Here is a 17243-nt window from a genome sequence, read left to right as displayed (position 1 = left end):
CGCTTTATTTAAAAGCTTTACTTAAAGCAATTAATGAGTTAAATACGGGTATTTTCTTATAACTACCTGATTTTTAAGTATTTTAAAAAATTATGAGTTCATACAATTTTTTGGCAGGGTTATTTCAGATACCTATCAACAGTTAACGCTGAAATTAATATCTAAAAATTGAAGAAAATGAACTCAAAACTTACAAAATCAGCTCTGATACTATCCTTAGTAGGATTGTCAAGCGGCTTATTCGCACAGGAGACCCTGTCAGATACGACGGGACGTTTCCAGAAAAAACAGTTCCGTACATGGTCCATCGGACTGCATGGCGGAATGTTAACCCATTATACTCCTTTTAATGCAGATAACAATGGAGATTATGCAACACCACAGGAAAGCTGGGGTTACGGTGGTTACATCAAGAAACAAATTGTACCAGGATTTGGCATCCAGGCAGATTTCCTTGCTGGTAAAGTAAAAGGTTTCAGACCTAATTCGACTCCCGGAAGCAATAATGGCTTTGAAACCACAATCGACTGGTCGGCAGCTTTGAAAGCTAATTTCACTTTAGCTAACTTAAGCTTAAACCAAAAAAGGACACTGCTTTCACCTTACTTTACTGCAGGCGCAGGTTACATGTCTTCCAGTGCCAATGCAGAGGCACCCGGAGCAAGTACTTCGTATAATGAAAACTGGTACATCCCAATTGGTGCAGGTTTAAAAGTAAACTTGTCGAACACCATTAACCTTGATTTAGGTTATGATGTGAACTTCATGAAAACAAACAATTTCGATGGTATTGCTGGCCCTGCTAACGACAGGTTCTCTTATGCACATGCCGGTATTGAAATTGCTTTAGGTAAAAAAGATTCGCCTCAATTACAAAACTACAGCGCACTTGCCGCCCTTCGTGAGCAAAATGCAATGGAAAGTGAAGAGTTGAGAAGAGCTTTATCTACACAGGAAGAAAATGCAAGAAGAGACAGAGAAACTTATGCTCAGGAAATGGGTGATGATGACAGTGATGGTGTAGCAAACAAATTTGATAAATGTGCCAACACGCCTTCAGGAACTGTAGTAGATGGCTCTGGATGTCCTTTGAAAGTGGCTGCTCCGATCATCAGGGAAAAAGTAATTGTTACCGCTGAAGATCGTAAAGTTGTTGATGAAGCCATTAAAAACTTAGAGTTTGACTTAGGTAAAGCTACATTGAGACCTAAATCTTTCCCAACATTAAATAAAGTTGCTGCTTTATTAGTAGAGAAAAACTTCAGCCTGAAACTTGCTGGTCATACTGATAACTCAGGTTCTATGCAATTGAACTTACGTTTATCTAAGCAAAGAGCTGAAGCAGTTAAAGCCTACTTAGTTGGTCAGGGTGCTAATGCCTCAAGAATTGAAGCTACAGGTTATGGTCCAAACCAACCGATAGCCTCTAACAAAACTGCTGAAGGTCGTCAGAAAAACAGAAGGGTAGAATTCACCTTGTTTTAATTAAACGATTGTTTTTATAATCCTGTTGGAATGTCGGACAACCTGAGCGGTTATTCCACATTCGAACAGGATTTTTTTATTACACCAATCTTCTACTATTAGACATCGCAACGCAAATCAAATTTGGGAATTGTAACTTTGTTGAAAAGAATAATATGAAACATCATCAGTTTGTAGCTTACAAAAGCAATGGACAAGCTTATTATGATAGTTTCATCACCATTGAAAATTAAAACTATATACGAATGAAAAATATTGCATTAGTTGTAGGGGTGAGTGGAATTACGGGAAGCAACCTGGCAAAAGAACTTATCTCCGAGGATTTTACCACATATGGTCTGTCTAGAAATCCTGATATAGATCTAATGGGATTGCAACCTTTGACAGCCGACCTCTTAAATGAAGAAAGCTTGATAACCGCATTGCAGGATGTAGCGCCAACGCATGTTTTTTTCACCACCTGGATGCGAAAAGATACTGAAACAGAAAACATTCGAGTCAACAGTACGATGGTAAGAAATTTATTAAAAGTCTTATCGCCAAAGAGGTCAGTACAACATGTAGCACTGGTTACCGGGTTGAAACATTATTTAGGACCTTTCGAAGATTATGCAAAAGAGGGGTTTTTGCCTGAGACACCTTTGCGTGAAGAACATCCGCGACTGAATATTGATAACTTCTATTATGCCCAGGAAGACGAAGTATATGCTGCCGCTGAACGGGATGGGTTTACCTGGAGCATACACAGACCTCATACCGTTATTGGAGAGGCTGTGGGAAACCAGATGAATATGGGTACCACCTTAGCTGTCTATGCAAGTATATGTAAAGAAACTGGAAGTCCTTTTGTTTGGCCCGGGTCTTCCGCACAGTGGAACGGTATCTCCGATGTTACCGATGTAAGAATATTAGCGAAACACCTGATTTGGGCTGCCACTACACCAGAGGCACATAATGAAGCGTTTAATATCACGAACGGAGATATATTTCGATGGAGCTGGCTATGGAAAAAACTGGCGGATTGGTTTGGCATCGAGTTTCTAGGATACAGCGATACAATCAGACCATTGGAACAACAAATGGAGGGAAAAGCGCTCTTGTGGCAAAGTATCACAGATCGTTATGGGCTAAAAGAACCTAACCTAAAAAAACTTGCTTCACCCTGGCATACTGATTTAGATTTAGGCCGTCCCATAGAAGTCATGACCGATATGTCAAAAAGCCGAAAATTAGGGTTTACTGCATATCAAAGCACTAAAGACTCTTTCTTTGACCTATTTGAACAACTCCGGGAAAATCGTATCATCCCTAAATAGAAAAACACCATTAAAGGAGCCTGGCGTCATGTGAATGATGTAGCCCTTAAACCTGCCAAACGGCATCCAAAAACCAGCGTTTAGAATCCAAAAAATGTTTTACAGGAATAAATCCTGAGCGTAACGCCATTTGGTCGGTTTCTTCAACGCTATATTTCTGTGAAATTTCCATGGAAATGAACTCGTTTTCAGCGAAAAATATTTTATGTCCGGCGAGGTGGATCACCTGATCTTTCAAACTGATCAGATAGCTTCTGCACTCACCCGTTGCCGGGTCGTAACTCGGATAGTGCTCAAATTGCGCTGTTTCAAAATCTGCACCGAGCTCACGGTTAATTCTTCGCAATAAATTAAGGTTGAATTCTTTTGTAAACCCTTCTTTATCATTATAAGCAGCCCTGATAATTGCAGGGTGCTTCTTAAGGTCAAAACCAATCAACACCAAGTCACCGGGCTGGAGGTAAGATTTTAACTGGCGGCAAAATGCATTCGCTTCCGTCACTTCAAAATTCCCGATATTTCCGCCAAGAAACAGAATCACTTTTTTCTTTTTTGAAATCGTATTGACATGCTTCAGCATCTGAAAGTATTCGCCGTTTAATCCCTCGACTTTCAATCCCCTTATCACCTCTTCCAGTGTACTTTCAAGGTGTTCAATCATGGTAGTTGAAATATCAATCGGCCTGTAGGTGAATGTAACCTGCTGCCGCACCAGCTCCTTCAATAAATAACTTGATTTGGTAGCATCACCAGCACCCATTTCTATAAGGTCGAAATCATCGAAACCATTTTTCAACACCGTTGCCAGGTCTTCAGTTTTTTCCTGAAATATTTCCAGCTCGCAATTAGTAGGATAATATTCTTCACTGTTCATGATTTGCTGAAAAAGCTTGTCGCCTGCCTCATCATAAAAATATTTAGGATTTAACTTTTTAGGCTTTCTCCTTAAATCATCAAGTACTTCTTTTAAAAATTGATCCATCGGTGTTATTTAGCTAACCTGATACCACTGAACATCCAGCGGAGGTGAGGGTGAAAAAAATTGCGATAAGTAATGCGGGAATGATCTGGGGAAGTGGCCACAGAAGCACCCCTTAAAACTTTTTGATTAACCATAAACTTGCCATTGTACTCGCCCAGCGCACCAGGAGCTTTGGAAAACCCAGGATAGGGCAAATAAGCACTTTCTGTCCATTCCCAGAGCTGTCCCCAGTTAAATTTCTTCGCTGCCACTTCCCATTCAAATTCAGTTGGTAAGCGCAGGCCTTTCCATTGTGCATAGGCAGCGGCCTCATAAAAACTGATATGGGAAACTGCGGCACCCTTTTTCAGCGGATTCAAGCCCGATAAAGTATATTCATACCAGGCCCCATCAATCCAATGCCAGTATAGGGGTGCTACAATTTTATTATTTTTAACCCAATCCCAACCTTCATAATGCCAGAAATTAAAGTCCCGGTAGCCACCTGCTTCAATAAATTCCAGGTACTCACCATTGGTGACCAGCACCGGGCTCAGCATTGCCTGCTGGAGATAAACCTTATGTAGACCTTCTTCATTGTCGAAATGGAAATCACCACCCCTATGGCCTATATCATAGAGCCCCTCCGTAATTTCTATCCAATCATTTGGTTGCTCAGCTACCATTAGCTGATACTCTATACCATGCTCACGATAAACAGGGAACAGTGGATTATGTCCTAAAATGTACTTTATATCATACCATAACAATTCCTGGTGCTGCTGTTCATGGTGAATACCGAGCACTAAAATTTCTTCGACTGTACTTTCGAGGTTGTTGTTATGGAGGAAATGTTCCATCGCCAGGTCCACATAATCGCGGTAGCGATATACCTCATCCACAGTTGGCCTGCTTAAATTCCCCCGGTCTGTACGGATCACCCTTGCCCCTATTGTTTCATAATAACTATTGAAGACATAGTTGAAATCAGGGTTATATTCCTGATAAGCAACACTGTATGGCTTTAAGATGAAAGTTTCAAAAAACCAGGTTGTATGTCCCAAGTGCCATTTAGGAGGGCTCACATCTACCACAGGTTGTACCACATAATCCTCCTTTTCCAACGCAGAACAGATAGATACACTCCGCGCACGGGTTGCTGAATACGGTGACCAGAATGCCATTTTAGTTCTTGTTTAAATATTGTTTCAAATCAGATATGCTTTTTATACGCAAACTTTGTGCCTTTTCCCGGCGCATCATGAGTGCATAACTGTTGTTGAAGCCTATAGGCTTTAACCATTTAACGTGATATTTCTCATCAAATTCCCGGAATACGTATTGAAAAACTGCGTCAGCACTTTTACTCAATGCCGCTATCGTATCAGGAGAAGGATTAAGGATAACCAGTAAACCAGTACCTGTATATTCTGGGTAAAGATCAATTTCATCGTTGATTAAAGCATCAAAACAAATTTTGGTTCCCCCCAGGCCGGTTTTATTGGCGACACTTAGATCAGAGTTGCCTTCTATCAATAATTTATAGAGGTGTGCTAAAATATATTGTTCGCCAAAAATCTTGGAACCAATACTTACCATTCCCTTATCTCCCTGCCGGCTTGGCTGATACAAGTTACTTTGCTTTAAAAAATCTATCGCTACCTTTTCAGGACTTTCTTTCAACTTATCGACCCTATAATTCAACTCTGTCATGGTAGAATCGTCAATCAGGCCGGCAAGCTGGTTTAGAATACCCTCTAGTTCAGGATATTTATCCAAGGTAGCCTGCCGCACAACAGGTGCCGCATCATAGGGCGGAAAAATATGCAGGTCATCCGTTAAAGTAACCAGATTGAATGCTTTAACACGCCCATCAGTACTATAGCCGTCAATCACATCCAGCTTTTCTTCATAAGCCGCTTTATATTTCATGGCATCACTGATCACCACGGTTTCCATATCCAGTCCGTATACGGCCTTCAACCCGAGGTATCCATCACTTCTTCCCATAAATTCGGGTGTGAAGCCGGCCAGCATTCTTCCGCCGATTTTTGTGGGCAGGAGATAAAAGCCAGTCAGCAAAATCAATACAAAAGGAATGAATACGTAAATGAGGTTTAACTTTTTCAAACTGAGCTTCTGTGCAAGAGACAATAGATAATCAAGAAGAATAGCCAGCAAAGCAGCAGGGATAGCGCCAGCGAGGATCATATTGCTGTTGTTGAGGGCAATTCCACCAAATATGAATTCCCCCAGACCACCTGCTGCAATATAGGCAGCCAATGTCGCCACCCCAACGTTGATGACCGTAGCCGTCCTGATACCAGCCATAATCACCGGAAAAGCCAAAGGCAATTCGACTTTCATTAGTACTTGAAAATCACTCATGCCCATTCCTTTGGCCGCATCTTTCACTGCTGCGTCCACTTCCGTAATCCCCGTATAGGTGTTTCGGAGGATCGGCAATAAGGCATACAAAAACAGCGCTAGTATGGCAGGCTTTGGCCCTATCCCTAGAAAAGGAATAAGGATCCCCAATAAGGCGATGCTTGGAATGGTCTGTAAAATACCGGTAAAGCCAAGAATTGTTGCAGAAAATCTAGGTTTTCTGGCAATAAAAATCCCAAGAGGAACTGCAATCAGGATGGCAGCAATCAAAGAGATCAAGGTAAGGCCGATATGCGCAGCGGTCTGGCTGAGCAATTTGTCAGCTTGAAGCCCAATAAAATCCAAGAAGGTTTGCGTTTCTTCCATGTCAGGGTTTAATTGCCCGGGTTATTAATTGCCCGGCTTAACACTTGTTGCAAATCAGTTCTTTTTAATCCGTCCATTACTTCCCAGGCAGATTGCTGCCCGATTTTTAAAGCTTTTAATTCAAGGGGCAAACGCTGATCTTTTAAAAAATCTTCCACAAAAGCATTTGCAGGCTGAAAAAGAAGCTGTTCAGGTGTACCCAGTTGCATCACTGTGCCTTTATCCATCAGGCAAATTTGATCACCCATTTCAAAAGCTTCCTGGATATCATGGGTGACCATCACCACCGTTTTCCGTCTAAGTTCGTCCAGCTCCATAAATTCTTTCCTGATACGAATGCGGGTGAGGTTATCCAGGGCTCCAAAAGGCTCGTCCATCAACAATACCGGTGGATCGGCCATCAATGCCCTGGCCAGCCCTACTCGCTGCTGCTGCCCTCCGCTTAATGCAGCCGGATATTGATTCTTTAAGGAAGGATCAAGATTAAGCTTTATAAAAAGCTCTTCCCCACGCTGCTGAATTTTTTGTCTGCTCCATTTTAACAGCTTGGGTACAATAGCTATATTTTCACTAACAGTATAATGCGGAAAAAGGCCATGGTGCTGCAGCACATAACCGATGGATCTTCTCAATACTTCAGGTTGGCGGTTCGTGACCTCCATACCATCAATAAATAGCTGTCCGCTGTCAGGCTCTACCAGTTTGTTGATCATGCGCAGGGTAGTCGTTTTCCCACAGCCACTTGGGCCAAGCAGTACCATGGTGTCCCCCTGGGGAACCCTAAAACTCACCTTATTAACGGCAATGGTATCGCCAAACCGTTTTGATAATTGTTCTGCACTAATCATCTAATGACATGAAAAGATTATTTAAAGACTCAGCATACAAAGGATGTGCAAAAATGGTATACCTGATTTGCTCGTAGGTTATCCCGCCCATCATTGCCATTTGCAATACAGACATCACCTCGCCACCCTCTTCACCAATAATGGTTGCACCCAGAATTTGCTTGCTCTTTTTATCTACGATGGCCTTCATGAAACCACGGGTTTCGGCAGTTTCAATGGCACGAGCCACATTTTTCATAGGTATTTTAGCCACTATATAATCAAGCCCCTGTTCCTGGGCCTCTGTTTCTGTAATACCAACCCTTCCCAGTTGTGGATCGGTAAACATGCAGTAAGGCACAATCCTTCCTTTGGTACTTTGCTGCCCTTTCTGGAGGAGATTGTCCGTGATCACTACATAATCATTATAAGAGATGTGCGTAAAAGCAGGACCACCTTTTACGTCCCCTAAGGCATAGACATTTTTTACAGCAGTTTCCAGATACTCATTCACCTGGATATGTCCTTTTTGATCACAGGTGATGGAAGTATGCTCCAGGCCCAGCTGGTCTGATTGCGGTTTTCTTCCTGAGGCCATCAAAACATGGCTGCAATTATAAGTTTTCTGTGTACCAGGGCCTTCTACGGTAACCCTGACCCTTTCTGTACCATAGCTTTCAAATCTAACAGCCTGGGTATTAGTTAATACTTTTATGCCGTCCTCCTCAAAAATATCACTCATCACCTGGCAAACATCATCATCCTCATGCGGCATTAGTCTGTCGCCCTTTTCCAATAAGGTTACCTCAGCACCAAAACGCCTGAACATCTGGGCAAATTCTAACCCAATATAACCACCACCAATAATTAACAAATGCTCGGGCACTTCCTTTAGGGCAAGAATACTTGTTGAGGTAAGATAGTTGATGTCGTTCAGACCCTCAATCTCAGGAATGGACGGCCTGGTGCCGGTATTGATAAATATATATTTTCCGCTGAGGGCCTCCGAATTGCCTTTTTTATCAGCAACCCTGATTTCGTTATTAGCGGTGAATTCCGCAGTCCCGTACCTGAGGTACAGGTTTTTGGTCTCCTCTATACCTTTGATGGAACCATTTCTAAACTGAGATACAATGGCATCTTTACGTGCCATGATTTTCTTGAAATTTACGGTATAAAGGCTGATATCTATGCCTAGATTCTGACTTCTGCTGGCCAAATAAGCCATGCGTGCTGAAGCCACCATGGCTTTTGTAGGGGTACAGCCATCATTTACACAAGTACCTCCTACTAATCTTTTTTCTATAAGTGCCGTTTTCCAGCCTGCTTCGGCAAGCTTTTTAGCCAAGGGTATACCGCCCTGGCCAGCGCCAATAATAATAGCATCAAATAATTCCATACCCATATAACAATATTGAATTGAAAAAGTGGGCCGGAATGCTAATTATTTCATTTTACCTGGTCAAGGGGCTTCCTGCCACTTTCTTCACTTGCCTTATATTGTGTTGGAGATAAACCGGTTACCGATTTAAATTGGGTAGATAAATGAGCACTGCTGCTGTAACCCATTTTAAAAGCAATTTCATTCATGTTCAGTTCTCCATACTGCAGCAGTTCTTTGACCTTTTCTATTTTTTGCTGAATGATGTACTTCTCAATGGTAATGCCCTCCGCATCAGAAAACAAACGACTGAGGTAAGTATATTCCTTGTTGAGGTCAGCCGCAATAATGGTCATTAAACTTTGCTTGATTTCATTTAAGTCCGAATAATGCACCAACTCGATTACCCGGGTTTTTACCTGGCCCACAAGTTTGTCTTTTTCATTATCGATCAGCTCGAAACCCAAAACATTGAATGCTGCAGAAATGTGTTGTAACTGCTTTTCATCAGGTTCCGGATGAATCTCCACATGGCCCAAAGTGATGTCATCAACCTGAAAATTTAAATTTTCAAGCTGCTGACGAACAATCAGGATGCACCTGTCGCAAACCATATTTTTAACATGTAACTTCATGTCAGATTTTCTCTGCTTTAAAACCAGCTTTTCCCAGCGTATTCATCACGGTTTCAGGGCTTACATCACCTTCAACTGTCAAGATTTTTTCAGGCGTATCGGTATCTACCGCCCAGGTGCTGATCTCTTTTTGTTCATTTAAAAAAGGAGTTACTGTAGCAATACAGCCCCCACATTTGATATTAGTTTTGAATTTTAAAGTTTCCATAATTATAAATTTAAATCAATTTTGCGAATTTTAATCTTAAGCTGTTACTCACTACAGATACTGAACTTAAAGCCATTGCAGCCCCTGCAATCATCGGATTTAAAAGGAACCCGTTCACAGGGAACAATACACCGGCAGCGAGTGGGATGCCTATAATGTTATATATGAAGGCCCAGAATAAATTCTGGCGAATGGTTTTAACGGTTAGTGCAGATAAACGCAGCGCCTTTGGCACCTGCAGCAAATCTGAAGAGATCAACGTAATTTTTGCTACATCAATGGCAATATCAGAACCTTTGCCCATGGCCACCGACAAATCTGCCTGTGCTAATGCCTGGCTGTCATTGATACCGTCGCCCACCATAGCGACCACCTTCCCCTGAGCCTGTAATTCCTTTACGAAATCCGCTTTGTCAGCAGGCAGAACTTCAGCCTTAAAATGCGTAATTCCTGTCTGCAAAGCTACTGCCGCTGCCGTATGCTGGTTGTCTCCGGTCAACATATAAACCGATATTCCTTGTGCCTGTAATGCTTCTACGGCCTTTTTTGATCCATCCTTAATTTTATCGGCAATGGTCATGACTGCAAAAACTTCCTGGCTTCCGGCAAAGTAAATAACGGTATGCGCCTTCCCTTCTAATTGCTTAAGCTCTAGCCCTAAATCATCAGGTATTTGAATATTTAATTCAGTTAACATACGGTGACTTCCCACATAATAAGTCTTTCCGCTGACTACTCCTTTTACCCCTCTTCCAGTCAGACTTTCAAAGTCAGACAGTTCAATTGCTGCAACTGACAAATCGTTGAAGTAGTGCACCACAGCTTCTGCCAATGGATGTTCAGAATGCTTCTCTAAAGTAAAAAGCACCTGCTCCAGGATTTCCCGATCGCTTTTACACGCAGCAGCCCAATGTAGCTCATCAAGCACCGGTTTTCCTTCAGTCAGTGTACCTGTTTTGTCAAGGATCACTGCATTTACCTTATATCCTGTTTCTAATGCTTCTGCATCTTTAATCAAAATCCCGCTTTCAGCCCCTTTACCTATTCCCACCATAATGGCAGTCGGCGTTGCCAGTCCGAGTGCACAAGGACAGGCAATTACTAAAACAGTAACCATCGCCATCAGGCCATGTGAAAAACCATTGTTCACACCAAAGATCAGCCATACCACAAGCGTAAGAAGGGCAATAACCATTACAATGGGTACAAAAATACCGGCTACTTTATCTACAAGTTTTTGCACGGGCGCTTTCGAACCCTGCGCCTCCTGTACCAGTTTAATGATTTGCGCTAGCATGGTATCATTGCCAACTTTATCAGCCCTGAACTGGAAGCTCCCTTTTTGATTGATCGTTCCGGCAAAAACCTTAGTTCCTTCTTCTTTCAGCACGGCAACAGGCTCACCGCTGATCATACTCTCATCCACATAGGAAATTCCGCTCACCACTGCGCCGTCTACGGCAATTTTCTCTCCCGGACGAACCAGCAACACATTTCCTATTTCAACTGCAGCCGCCTCAATATCAATGGCACCGTTGGCGGTCATCAAATGAACAGTTTTAGGTTGTAAACCGATTAATTTCTTGATGGCCGAGGAAGTATTTGACTTGGCATTTTCTTCTAGTAATTTCCCCAGCATGATAAATACAATGACTACAGCTGCCGCTTCAAAATAAACATGTGGATGCAAGCCTCTGGAATGCCAGAACTCAGGGTAAAAAGTATTGAAAACACTGAATAGATAAGCTATTCCCGTACTTAAAGCCACAAGCGTATCCATATTTGCACGGCCATGCCGGGCTTGTTTCCAGGCATTGATAAAAAAGTTACGGCCAAATAAAAATAACACAGGAGTAGTTAACACCAACATGATGCTATTGCCATAAGGCATTTCCATAAAGAACATACCGATCACTACAATAGGTAAAGTTAAAATGGCGGCCGAGATGGTACGTTTCTTTAAAATAAGGTATTGGGCAGATTGCACTTCTTCCTGTTGCTTCTTGCCTTTTTCCTGATTCAGGATTAAGTCATAGCCTATACCCTGAAGAGCTTCCTGAAATGCTTCCGGTTTGATCAATGAAGGCTGATAGGTGACATTCACGCTTTGTGTAGCATAATTAACTTCAGCAGCATTTACACCAGTCTGAGCGGCAATCATTGATTGCACACTTGCTGCACACCCGGCACAAGTCATACCCAGTACAGGCAGGGAGATCTTTTCTAATGCTTCTATATCATTCATTGCTTAAGTTTCTATGACAAAGATACCCTCTTTTGGGTACTCCCTATTTATATCATTCTGTTATAATCTTCCATAATTTGGATTTACGAAAGCATGGGTGAAACAATTTGGCAAATATTGCAGTTTATGGACATATGGAACCATTTAACATTAAGGTAGGGTATGGTGATAATGAAGTCACATTAACCATCCTGCCCACAAAAGAAAAATATTATAAAGTTATTTATTACGGAGGGATAGTTGGTGCCATTCGTTACATGAATGATACCGACGGCTGGGAAGTTGTTCCCCCTGAAGAGGTGGTAGCGGGAGATCTGCCTTTGTATGAACCAGATTTAACCGGCGAGCGGCTGGAGGTAGTCCTTAATGACGAGACGGTAGATGAAATAGGTAATGAAATTACCCTTACGCTGGATACGAAAGGGTAATTTCAAAATTCTATGAATGTTGTAATTGATTTTTCTTGAAACCCAATTCCGGTACTTTGGTCTTGGCAAACTCAAAAATACCAAACATAAACAAGCCGTAAACCAAATTACTGACCAACAGGTTACGTTCAAAGGGAATTGCAGCAATTAATGCCGTCAAGTAGCCGCCAAAAGTTTTAGGGTAAATAGAAGCTGCATAAAGCACTACACCGATATCAGATACGATCCAGTGAACAAATACCGCTGCTATTGAAGCAAGGCATACATTCAGCACATTTACTTTTTTCAGGAAAGTTCCCACAAAAACCATCAATACAAAGCTTAAATACACCCAGAATGCACCTTCATAAAACAAAACAAACTTCTGGTAATACATAAAGTTCAAAATCAGGTCGCTCACGAATAAGGTAATTAAGGGCACAGCAAACGCCTTCAATTTATCAGAGAAATAAGCTCCGCCAAATAAGGCCATTGCACCCAGCGGCGTAAAATTTGTCCAGGAGCTGAAAGTGCCTAGATTCATAAAACGTGTGGCTGCTGCAGCAACAATCACAAGAATCAGAAGGGAATTACGTAAATTTATTTTTTTCAATGACATGTTATTGAGGATTTAAAGTGTAAAAATATCAATTCTTTATCGAATATTAAAACTTATACCTGCATTCATATTAAAGCCCATACTGTTGTAGCCATAAAACTCTGTATATTTTTCATTTAATACGTTTTTCAAATCAGCAAATACTTTGACACGTTTACCTATAAGTGCATACTCTGCATAAAAATCAAGCAATTTGTAAGCTGGCAAATCTACAATCTGGTAACTTACAAAATCGCCGTCCTTCCGCTTTCCGTTATATTTAAAGCTAGAGCTTGCATACAGATCTTTCGATAGTTGTACTCCCGCATTCAAGCCAAAGACATGGTTTGCTTTCCGCACCAGGTAATCAGCTACCTCATTGGTAATGTAATTGAACTCCGAACCTTCTACATAAGCATAATAACCCTTGGCATTGAACTTCCCGATATTAAAGGAAGGCTCCACTTCAAAACCCTTAACCTTTTGATTTGCAAGGTTAATAAAACTGGTATTACCGTAAACAATGGCATTACTGAGGTCACGTTTATAACCGGCCAGCCTTAAGTTAAGCTTATCTTCAGCAAACTTGAAATCTACCCCTGCTTCATAATTTTTAGACTCTTCGGGTTGCAGGTCCAGGTTTGCACCAAATTCACCAAATAGATTTTCTAAAGTTGGCGCTTTAAACGCTGTAGATATCGTACCGTAAACCTTTACCCCTTTAGTAACGATGATCGAAGGTGTAATGTTATACGTAAAATTCTCTCCATATTCCTGGTGTTTATTGTACCGTCCGCCAACTTCAAGATTAAAAATACTGATGTCATGCAGAAATAAAGAGCCATAAGTACTGAATAAATTCGCTCGGGGAGGCATTTCAGCATTTAACTTGAAAGTATTGATGCGGTTATCCATGCCCACAAGCACATTTAAATGGTCACCAACTTTCTGGTTATAGAACAAGTCTACCATTTGCATTTTACCTTCAGAAATACTTTTACCATATTGACTTTGGGAATTGGTCTGTGCATTTTCATAACTATAGTTGAAAGTTATTTTCCCCGAGCCAAAATCGTATTTGGTATTCACCCCCCCATTGAAATATTTCAGCTTATAATTATTTTCCAGATGATCTTCATAGGCATTGGCATCAAAATCATAGTGACCATAAAAGTAACGCAAAAATGGATTGATGCTTAAATTTTTATCAGCCTGTAAGGAAAAGTTAGCATTCACAGCACCGGTTTTGTGACCATCTTTTTCAAAGGGTGATGATACATCCCCTGGCCTTGCTGCTTCAGAAATACCATCAGTTTTAGCCTGTGTATAAGCCACATTGTAAGAGAAATTATCCACACGACTGCTGATCCCAACCGTGCCCTTATACGTTTCGTAGCTGCCGATGCTACCCACTCCGTAAACACTGTTACCGCCTTTAGCTCCTTTTTTAGTGATGATATTGATTACACCAGACACAGCATCAGAACCATAAATAGTTGACTGTCCACCTTTTAGGATTTCTATATGATCAATTTGATCAATTGAAAACATCCTAAGGTCAAAAGCAGAACCGTTTCCTAAAGGGCTGCTCACCACAATTCCATCAATCAGTACCACTGCATAGGCACCTGATGCACCCCTGATGAAAATACTTTTGTTCAGCCCCAGGTTCCCAGTAGCGCCACTTACCACAATACCTGCCTGCTCATTCAGCAAGTCGGTCAGGTTTTTACCATGACTGCGTTCCAGAATTTCAGGCCCAATAATGGTCACTACCTTACCCGTCTGACTTTGTTTCTGCTCATTCTTGGTTGTAGAAATTACCACCTCTTCGAGTTTAACTTCTTCCTGGGCATACAAAGGGTTCATGAAAGCCATCGGCGTAATTGCCAGTGCAGCGGCAAGGAAAAAGTAATTGTTTTTGTTCATTTATCTGCGTGTTATATGTCAATTCTCGCCACAACAAACAGGTAGAAATAGGAAAGACACACCAAAAATGGTCTGATTCCTAGCTTCAATCCCCGAAAGCTATGAAATAATAAAGCAAATGGCAGGTCTTCTGACTTACTTCAGGTATTCCTGCCTTCCCATTTAAATGATTTAAACAGTGGCGGTGATTGGAATACCATTTTGAAGCTTACAGCTGCGGGACAGTTACGGATTTACACCGTATTCCCTTTTAATCCATATATATTACCTATAAGGAACCAAAAGCATTGCAAATGTATCAAATTTCCTATATTTAGGGCTAACAATTCAGCTAATTAATGTCTTTCAAATCTCAACATATGCTTAAAACAGCTATATTCCTCTTTTGCATGCTTAGTATTCCAACCATGGCACAAAAAATAGATACTTCCTTCCTTGAAAAGTTAATGCGTTCCCAACCAGAACAATTTTCCACCGTCCTTAATCATCCTCAAAAAAAACAGGTACAGGTATTGTACACCCAGGTGATCCGGAATAAAAACAAAAAGCCCGTTTTCAAATCGTACAGCTATAATCTTGATGATCAACATTACTTTTATCCCGCAAGTACGGTAAAACTTGCGGCAGTTATTTTTGCCCTGGAAAAAATCAATGAGTTAAAAATCAAGGGACTGAGCGCAAAAAGCACCATGATCACAGACAGCGTTTTCACCGGACAAACGAAAGTCAGCAAGGATTCTACTGCCCAAAATGGCCTGCCTTCCATCGAACATTATATTAAAAAAATCCTGTTAACCAGCGATAATGATGCCTTTAACAGGTTGTTTGAATTTATTGGCAGGGCTGAAATCAACGAAAAATTAAAGAAATACGGATTGCACCAAAGCAGGATCCTAAACCGATTGGCTATTGGCGATGCAGGAGAACCATCAAAACATACCAACCCCATCAGGTTTTATAATGGCGACAAACTGATTTATTCCCAGAAGGAACAATACGATCCTAAAGAATATCCACTGGAACTCCGTAACACGATCATGGGCAAAGCTTACATCGACAGCAGCGAAAACCTGGTCAGCAAACCCTTTAGCCTTGAAAATAAGAACGCATTTCCCATCAGCGACCAGCAGGCTTTAATGAAAAAATTAATGCTGCCGGAAGCTTTCCCTAAAAACGAGCGATTTAATCTTCATCACGAAGATTACCAGTTGATTTACACCTACATGAGTAAATTACCTACAGAAAGTGATTATCCAAAATATGACCCTCAGGAATTTTGGCCGGCCTATTCCAAAATGCTTTTTTATGGCAGGGAAAAAGATGCCGCCATTAATCCAGACCTTCAAATGTTCAACAAATATGGAGACTCTTATGGTTTCATCATCGACAACGCTTATTTCAAAGATTCGAAAAACCAGGTAGAGTTCTTTTTAACAGCCGTAGTGCAATCCAATGAAGACGGGATTTATAACGACGGTAAATATGAATATGAAACCATTTGTTATCCCTTTATGAAAAACCTGGGAAGAATACTCTATCAACATGAATTGGAAAGCAAGAAAAATTAATCCTTGACCAACCTTTTTTGAATGTCATCAAGCCTTTCCAGTTCATCAGGGGCCAGTTCCGGAAAGCGGAGACCAAGGTTTTCAAAAGTCGCTTCCATGATTTTACTGATGGTTAAACGCGCATGCCATTTCTGATCTGCAGGTATAACATACCAGGGGGCATCCTTAGTGGAAGTCTCCTGGATCGCAGTTTCATAAGCATCCATGTAATCATCCCATAGCTTCCTTTCTTTTAAATCGCCTTCAGAGAACTTCCAGTTCTTTTTAGGATCATTGATCCTGTCCAGGAAACGTTTCTTTTGCTCATCTTTTGATACATGAAGAAAAAACTTGATGATGGTTATGCCGTTTGCAGTCAGGTGAGCTTCAAAATTCCGGATGCTCTCGTAACGTTTCTCCCAGAATTTTTTATCAATATCTTTAACTTCATCAATTCCCGGAATATTTTCCGCAAGGATATATTCAGGATGGACTTTACATACCAGCACATTCTCATAATGGGACCTATTATGCACCCCTATCTTCCCTTTTTCAGGCAATGCAAGGTAGTGTCGCCATAAAAAATCATGTGCATATTCAAGGGAATTAGGCGTTTTAAAACTATGAACCTCACAGCCCTGTGGATTTAAACCAGACATCACATGTTCAATGGCACTGTCTTTCCCGGCAGCATCCATTGCCTGGAAAATAATTAATATAGCATGTGAATCTGCTGCATACATGGTCTCCTGAAACACACTCAGTCGGCTTTTAACTTCCTCCAGCTCCTGTTCACCATCATCTTTCTCCTGTTTCCCTTCATAACTTGTTCCATAATCCTTGAGGGAAAATTTATTCCCAGGTGCTGCTAGATATTGTTCAATCTCTTTTTTCATTCGTTATATTGTTTTCAATGGTAATGAAGCTATCATCTGCTTATATTGAATCTA

General features: G+C 41.2%; 15 protein-coding genes and 1 riboswitch. Of the genes, 4 read left to right on the top strand and 11 right to left on the bottom strand.

The window, feature by feature from the left end:
- Nucleotides 1-177 precede the first annotated feature (177 nt).
- Nucleotides 178-1485 carry an OmpA family protein gene (locus tag WG905_RS05530; protein ID WP_339590712.1) on the top strand — a complete coding sequence of 436 codons (1308 nt, stop codon included), beginning with the start codon at nucleotides 178-180 and terminating at the stop codon, nucleotides 1483-1485.
- Nucleotides 1486-1730: 245 nt separating this feature from the next.
- Entirely contained in the window at nucleotides 1731-2801 is a 1071-nt protein-coding gene (locus WG905_RS05525; protein ID WP_339590711.1) for an SDR family oxidoreductase, read from the top strand.
- Nucleotides 2802-2847: 46 nt separating this feature from the next.
- On the opposite strand, the gene WG905_RS05520 is transcribed toward WG905_RS05525, so the two are convergent.
- From WG905_RS05520 to WG905_RS05485, 8 genes are read right to left on the bottom strand one after another with little or no spacing between them, the layout of a single operon-like run.
- Complete coding sequence (locus tag WG905_RS05520) at nucleotides 2848-3783, bottom strand: L-histidine N(alpha)-methyltransferase (RefSeq protein ID WP_339590710.1); 936 nt, start codon at nucleotides 3781-3783, stop codon at nucleotides 2848-2850.
- Nucleotides 3784-3788: 5 nt separating this feature from the next.
- Nucleotides 3789-4946 carry an ergothioneine biosynthesis protein EgtB gene (egtB, locus tag WG905_RS05515; RefSeq protein WP_339590709.1) on the bottom strand — a complete coding sequence of 386 codons (1158 nt, stop codon included), beginning with the start codon at nucleotides 4944-4946 and terminating at the stop codon, nucleotides 3789-3791.
- A gap of 1 nt (nucleotide 4947) precedes the next feature.
- Complete coding sequence (locus WG905_RS05510; protein ID WP_339590708.1) at nucleotides 4948-6516, bottom strand: ABC transporter permease/substrate-binding protein; 1569 nt, start codon at nucleotides 6514-6516, stop codon at nucleotides 4948-4950.
- Nucleotides 6517-6524: 8 nt separating this feature from the next.
- Nucleotides 6525-7364: an ABC transporter ATP-binding protein gene (locus WG905_RS05505; protein ID WP_339590707.1), complete on the bottom strand. Its 840-nt coding sequence runs from the start codon at nucleotides 7362-7364 to the stop codon at nucleotides 6525-6527.
- Nucleotides 7357-8748: a mercuric reductase gene (locus tag WG905_RS05500; RefSeq protein WP_339590706.1), complete on the bottom strand. Its 1392-nt coding sequence runs from the start codon at nucleotides 8746-8748 to the stop codon at nucleotides 7357-7359. Before WG905_RS05500 ends, WG905_RS05505 begins: the two co-directional genes overlap by 8 nt.
- 44 nt (nucleotides 8749-8792) lie before the next feature.
- Complete coding sequence (locus WG905_RS05495) at nucleotides 8793-9359, bottom strand: helix-turn-helix domain-containing protein (RefSeq protein WP_339590705.1); 567 nt, start codon at nucleotides 9357-9359, stop codon at nucleotides 8793-8795.
- Between the two features lies 1 nt (nucleotide 9360).
- On the bottom strand, nucleotides 9361-9567 hold the full coding sequence (locus tag WG905_RS05490; protein ID WP_339590704.1) for a heavy-metal-associated domain-containing protein: 207 nt from the start codon (nucleotides 9565-9567) through the stop codon (nucleotides 9361-9363).
- 10 nt (nucleotides 9568-9577) lie between these two features.
- Nucleotides 9578-11812 (bottom strand): heavy metal translocating P-type ATPase, encoded by a 2235-nt coding sequence (locus WG905_RS05485; protein ID WP_339590703.1) that lies wholly within the window; start codon nucleotides 11810-11812, stop codon nucleotides 9578-9580.
- Nucleotides 11813-11946: 134 nt separating this feature from the next.
- On the opposite strand from WG905_RS05485, the gene WG905_RS05480 reads away from it, so the two are divergent.
- Entirely contained in the window at nucleotides 11947-12240 is a 294-nt protein-coding gene (locus WG905_RS05480) for a hypothetical protein (protein ID WP_339590702.1), read from the top strand.
- 10 nt (nucleotides 12241-12250) lie between these two features.
- Here WG905_RS05480 and WG905_RS05475 read toward each other — a convergent pair whose 3' ends face one another.
- Both WG905_RS05475 and WG905_RS05470 read right to left on the bottom strand, forming a co-directional pair.
- Nucleotides 12251-12838: a DUF6580 family putative transport protein gene (locus WG905_RS05475; protein WP_339590701.1), complete on the bottom strand. Its 588-nt coding sequence runs from the start codon at nucleotides 12836-12838 to the stop codon at nucleotides 12251-12253.
- A 36-nt stretch (nucleotides 12839-12874) separates the two neighbouring features.
- Nucleotides 12875-14746 carry a TonB-dependent receptor plug domain-containing protein gene (locus WG905_RS05470; protein WP_339590700.1) on the bottom strand — a complete coding sequence of 624 codons (1872 nt, stop codon included), beginning with the start codon at nucleotides 14744-14746 and terminating at the stop codon, nucleotides 12875-12877.
- A 103-nt stretch (nucleotides 14747-14849) separates the two neighbouring features.
- A riboswitch (cobalamin riboswitch) is annotated at nucleotides 14850-15044 on the bottom strand.
- 109 nt (nucleotides 15045-15153) lie between these two features.
- Between WG905_RS05470 and WG905_RS05465 the strand changes: the two genes are divergently transcribed.
- The gene (locus tag WG905_RS05465) at nucleotides 15154-16314 is read left to right on the top strand and encodes a serine hydrolase (protein ID WP_339590699.1); all 1161 of its coding nucleotides are present in this window, start codon (nucleotides 15154-15156) and stop codon (nucleotides 16312-16314) included.
- On the opposite strand, the gene WG905_RS05460 is transcribed toward WG905_RS05465, so the two are convergent.
- Nucleotides 16311-17189, bottom strand: coding sequence for a polyphosphate kinase 2 family protein (locus WG905_RS05460; RefSeq protein WP_339590698.1), 879 nt, complete (start codon nucleotides 17187-17189; stop codon nucleotides 16311-16313). The genes WG905_RS05465 and WG905_RS05460 overlap by 4 nt on opposite strands.
- Nucleotides 17190-17243 lie beyond the last annotated feature (54 nt).

This window comes from Pedobacter immunditicola (assembly GCF_037482985.1).
GTDB classification, from domain to species: domain Bacteria; phylum Bacteroidota; class Bacteroidia; order Sphingobacteriales; family Sphingobacteriaceae; genus Pedobacter; species Pedobacter immunditicola.
Note: the sequence above shows the minus strand (reverse complement) of the source record. Positions and strands in the feature narration are given on the sequence as shown.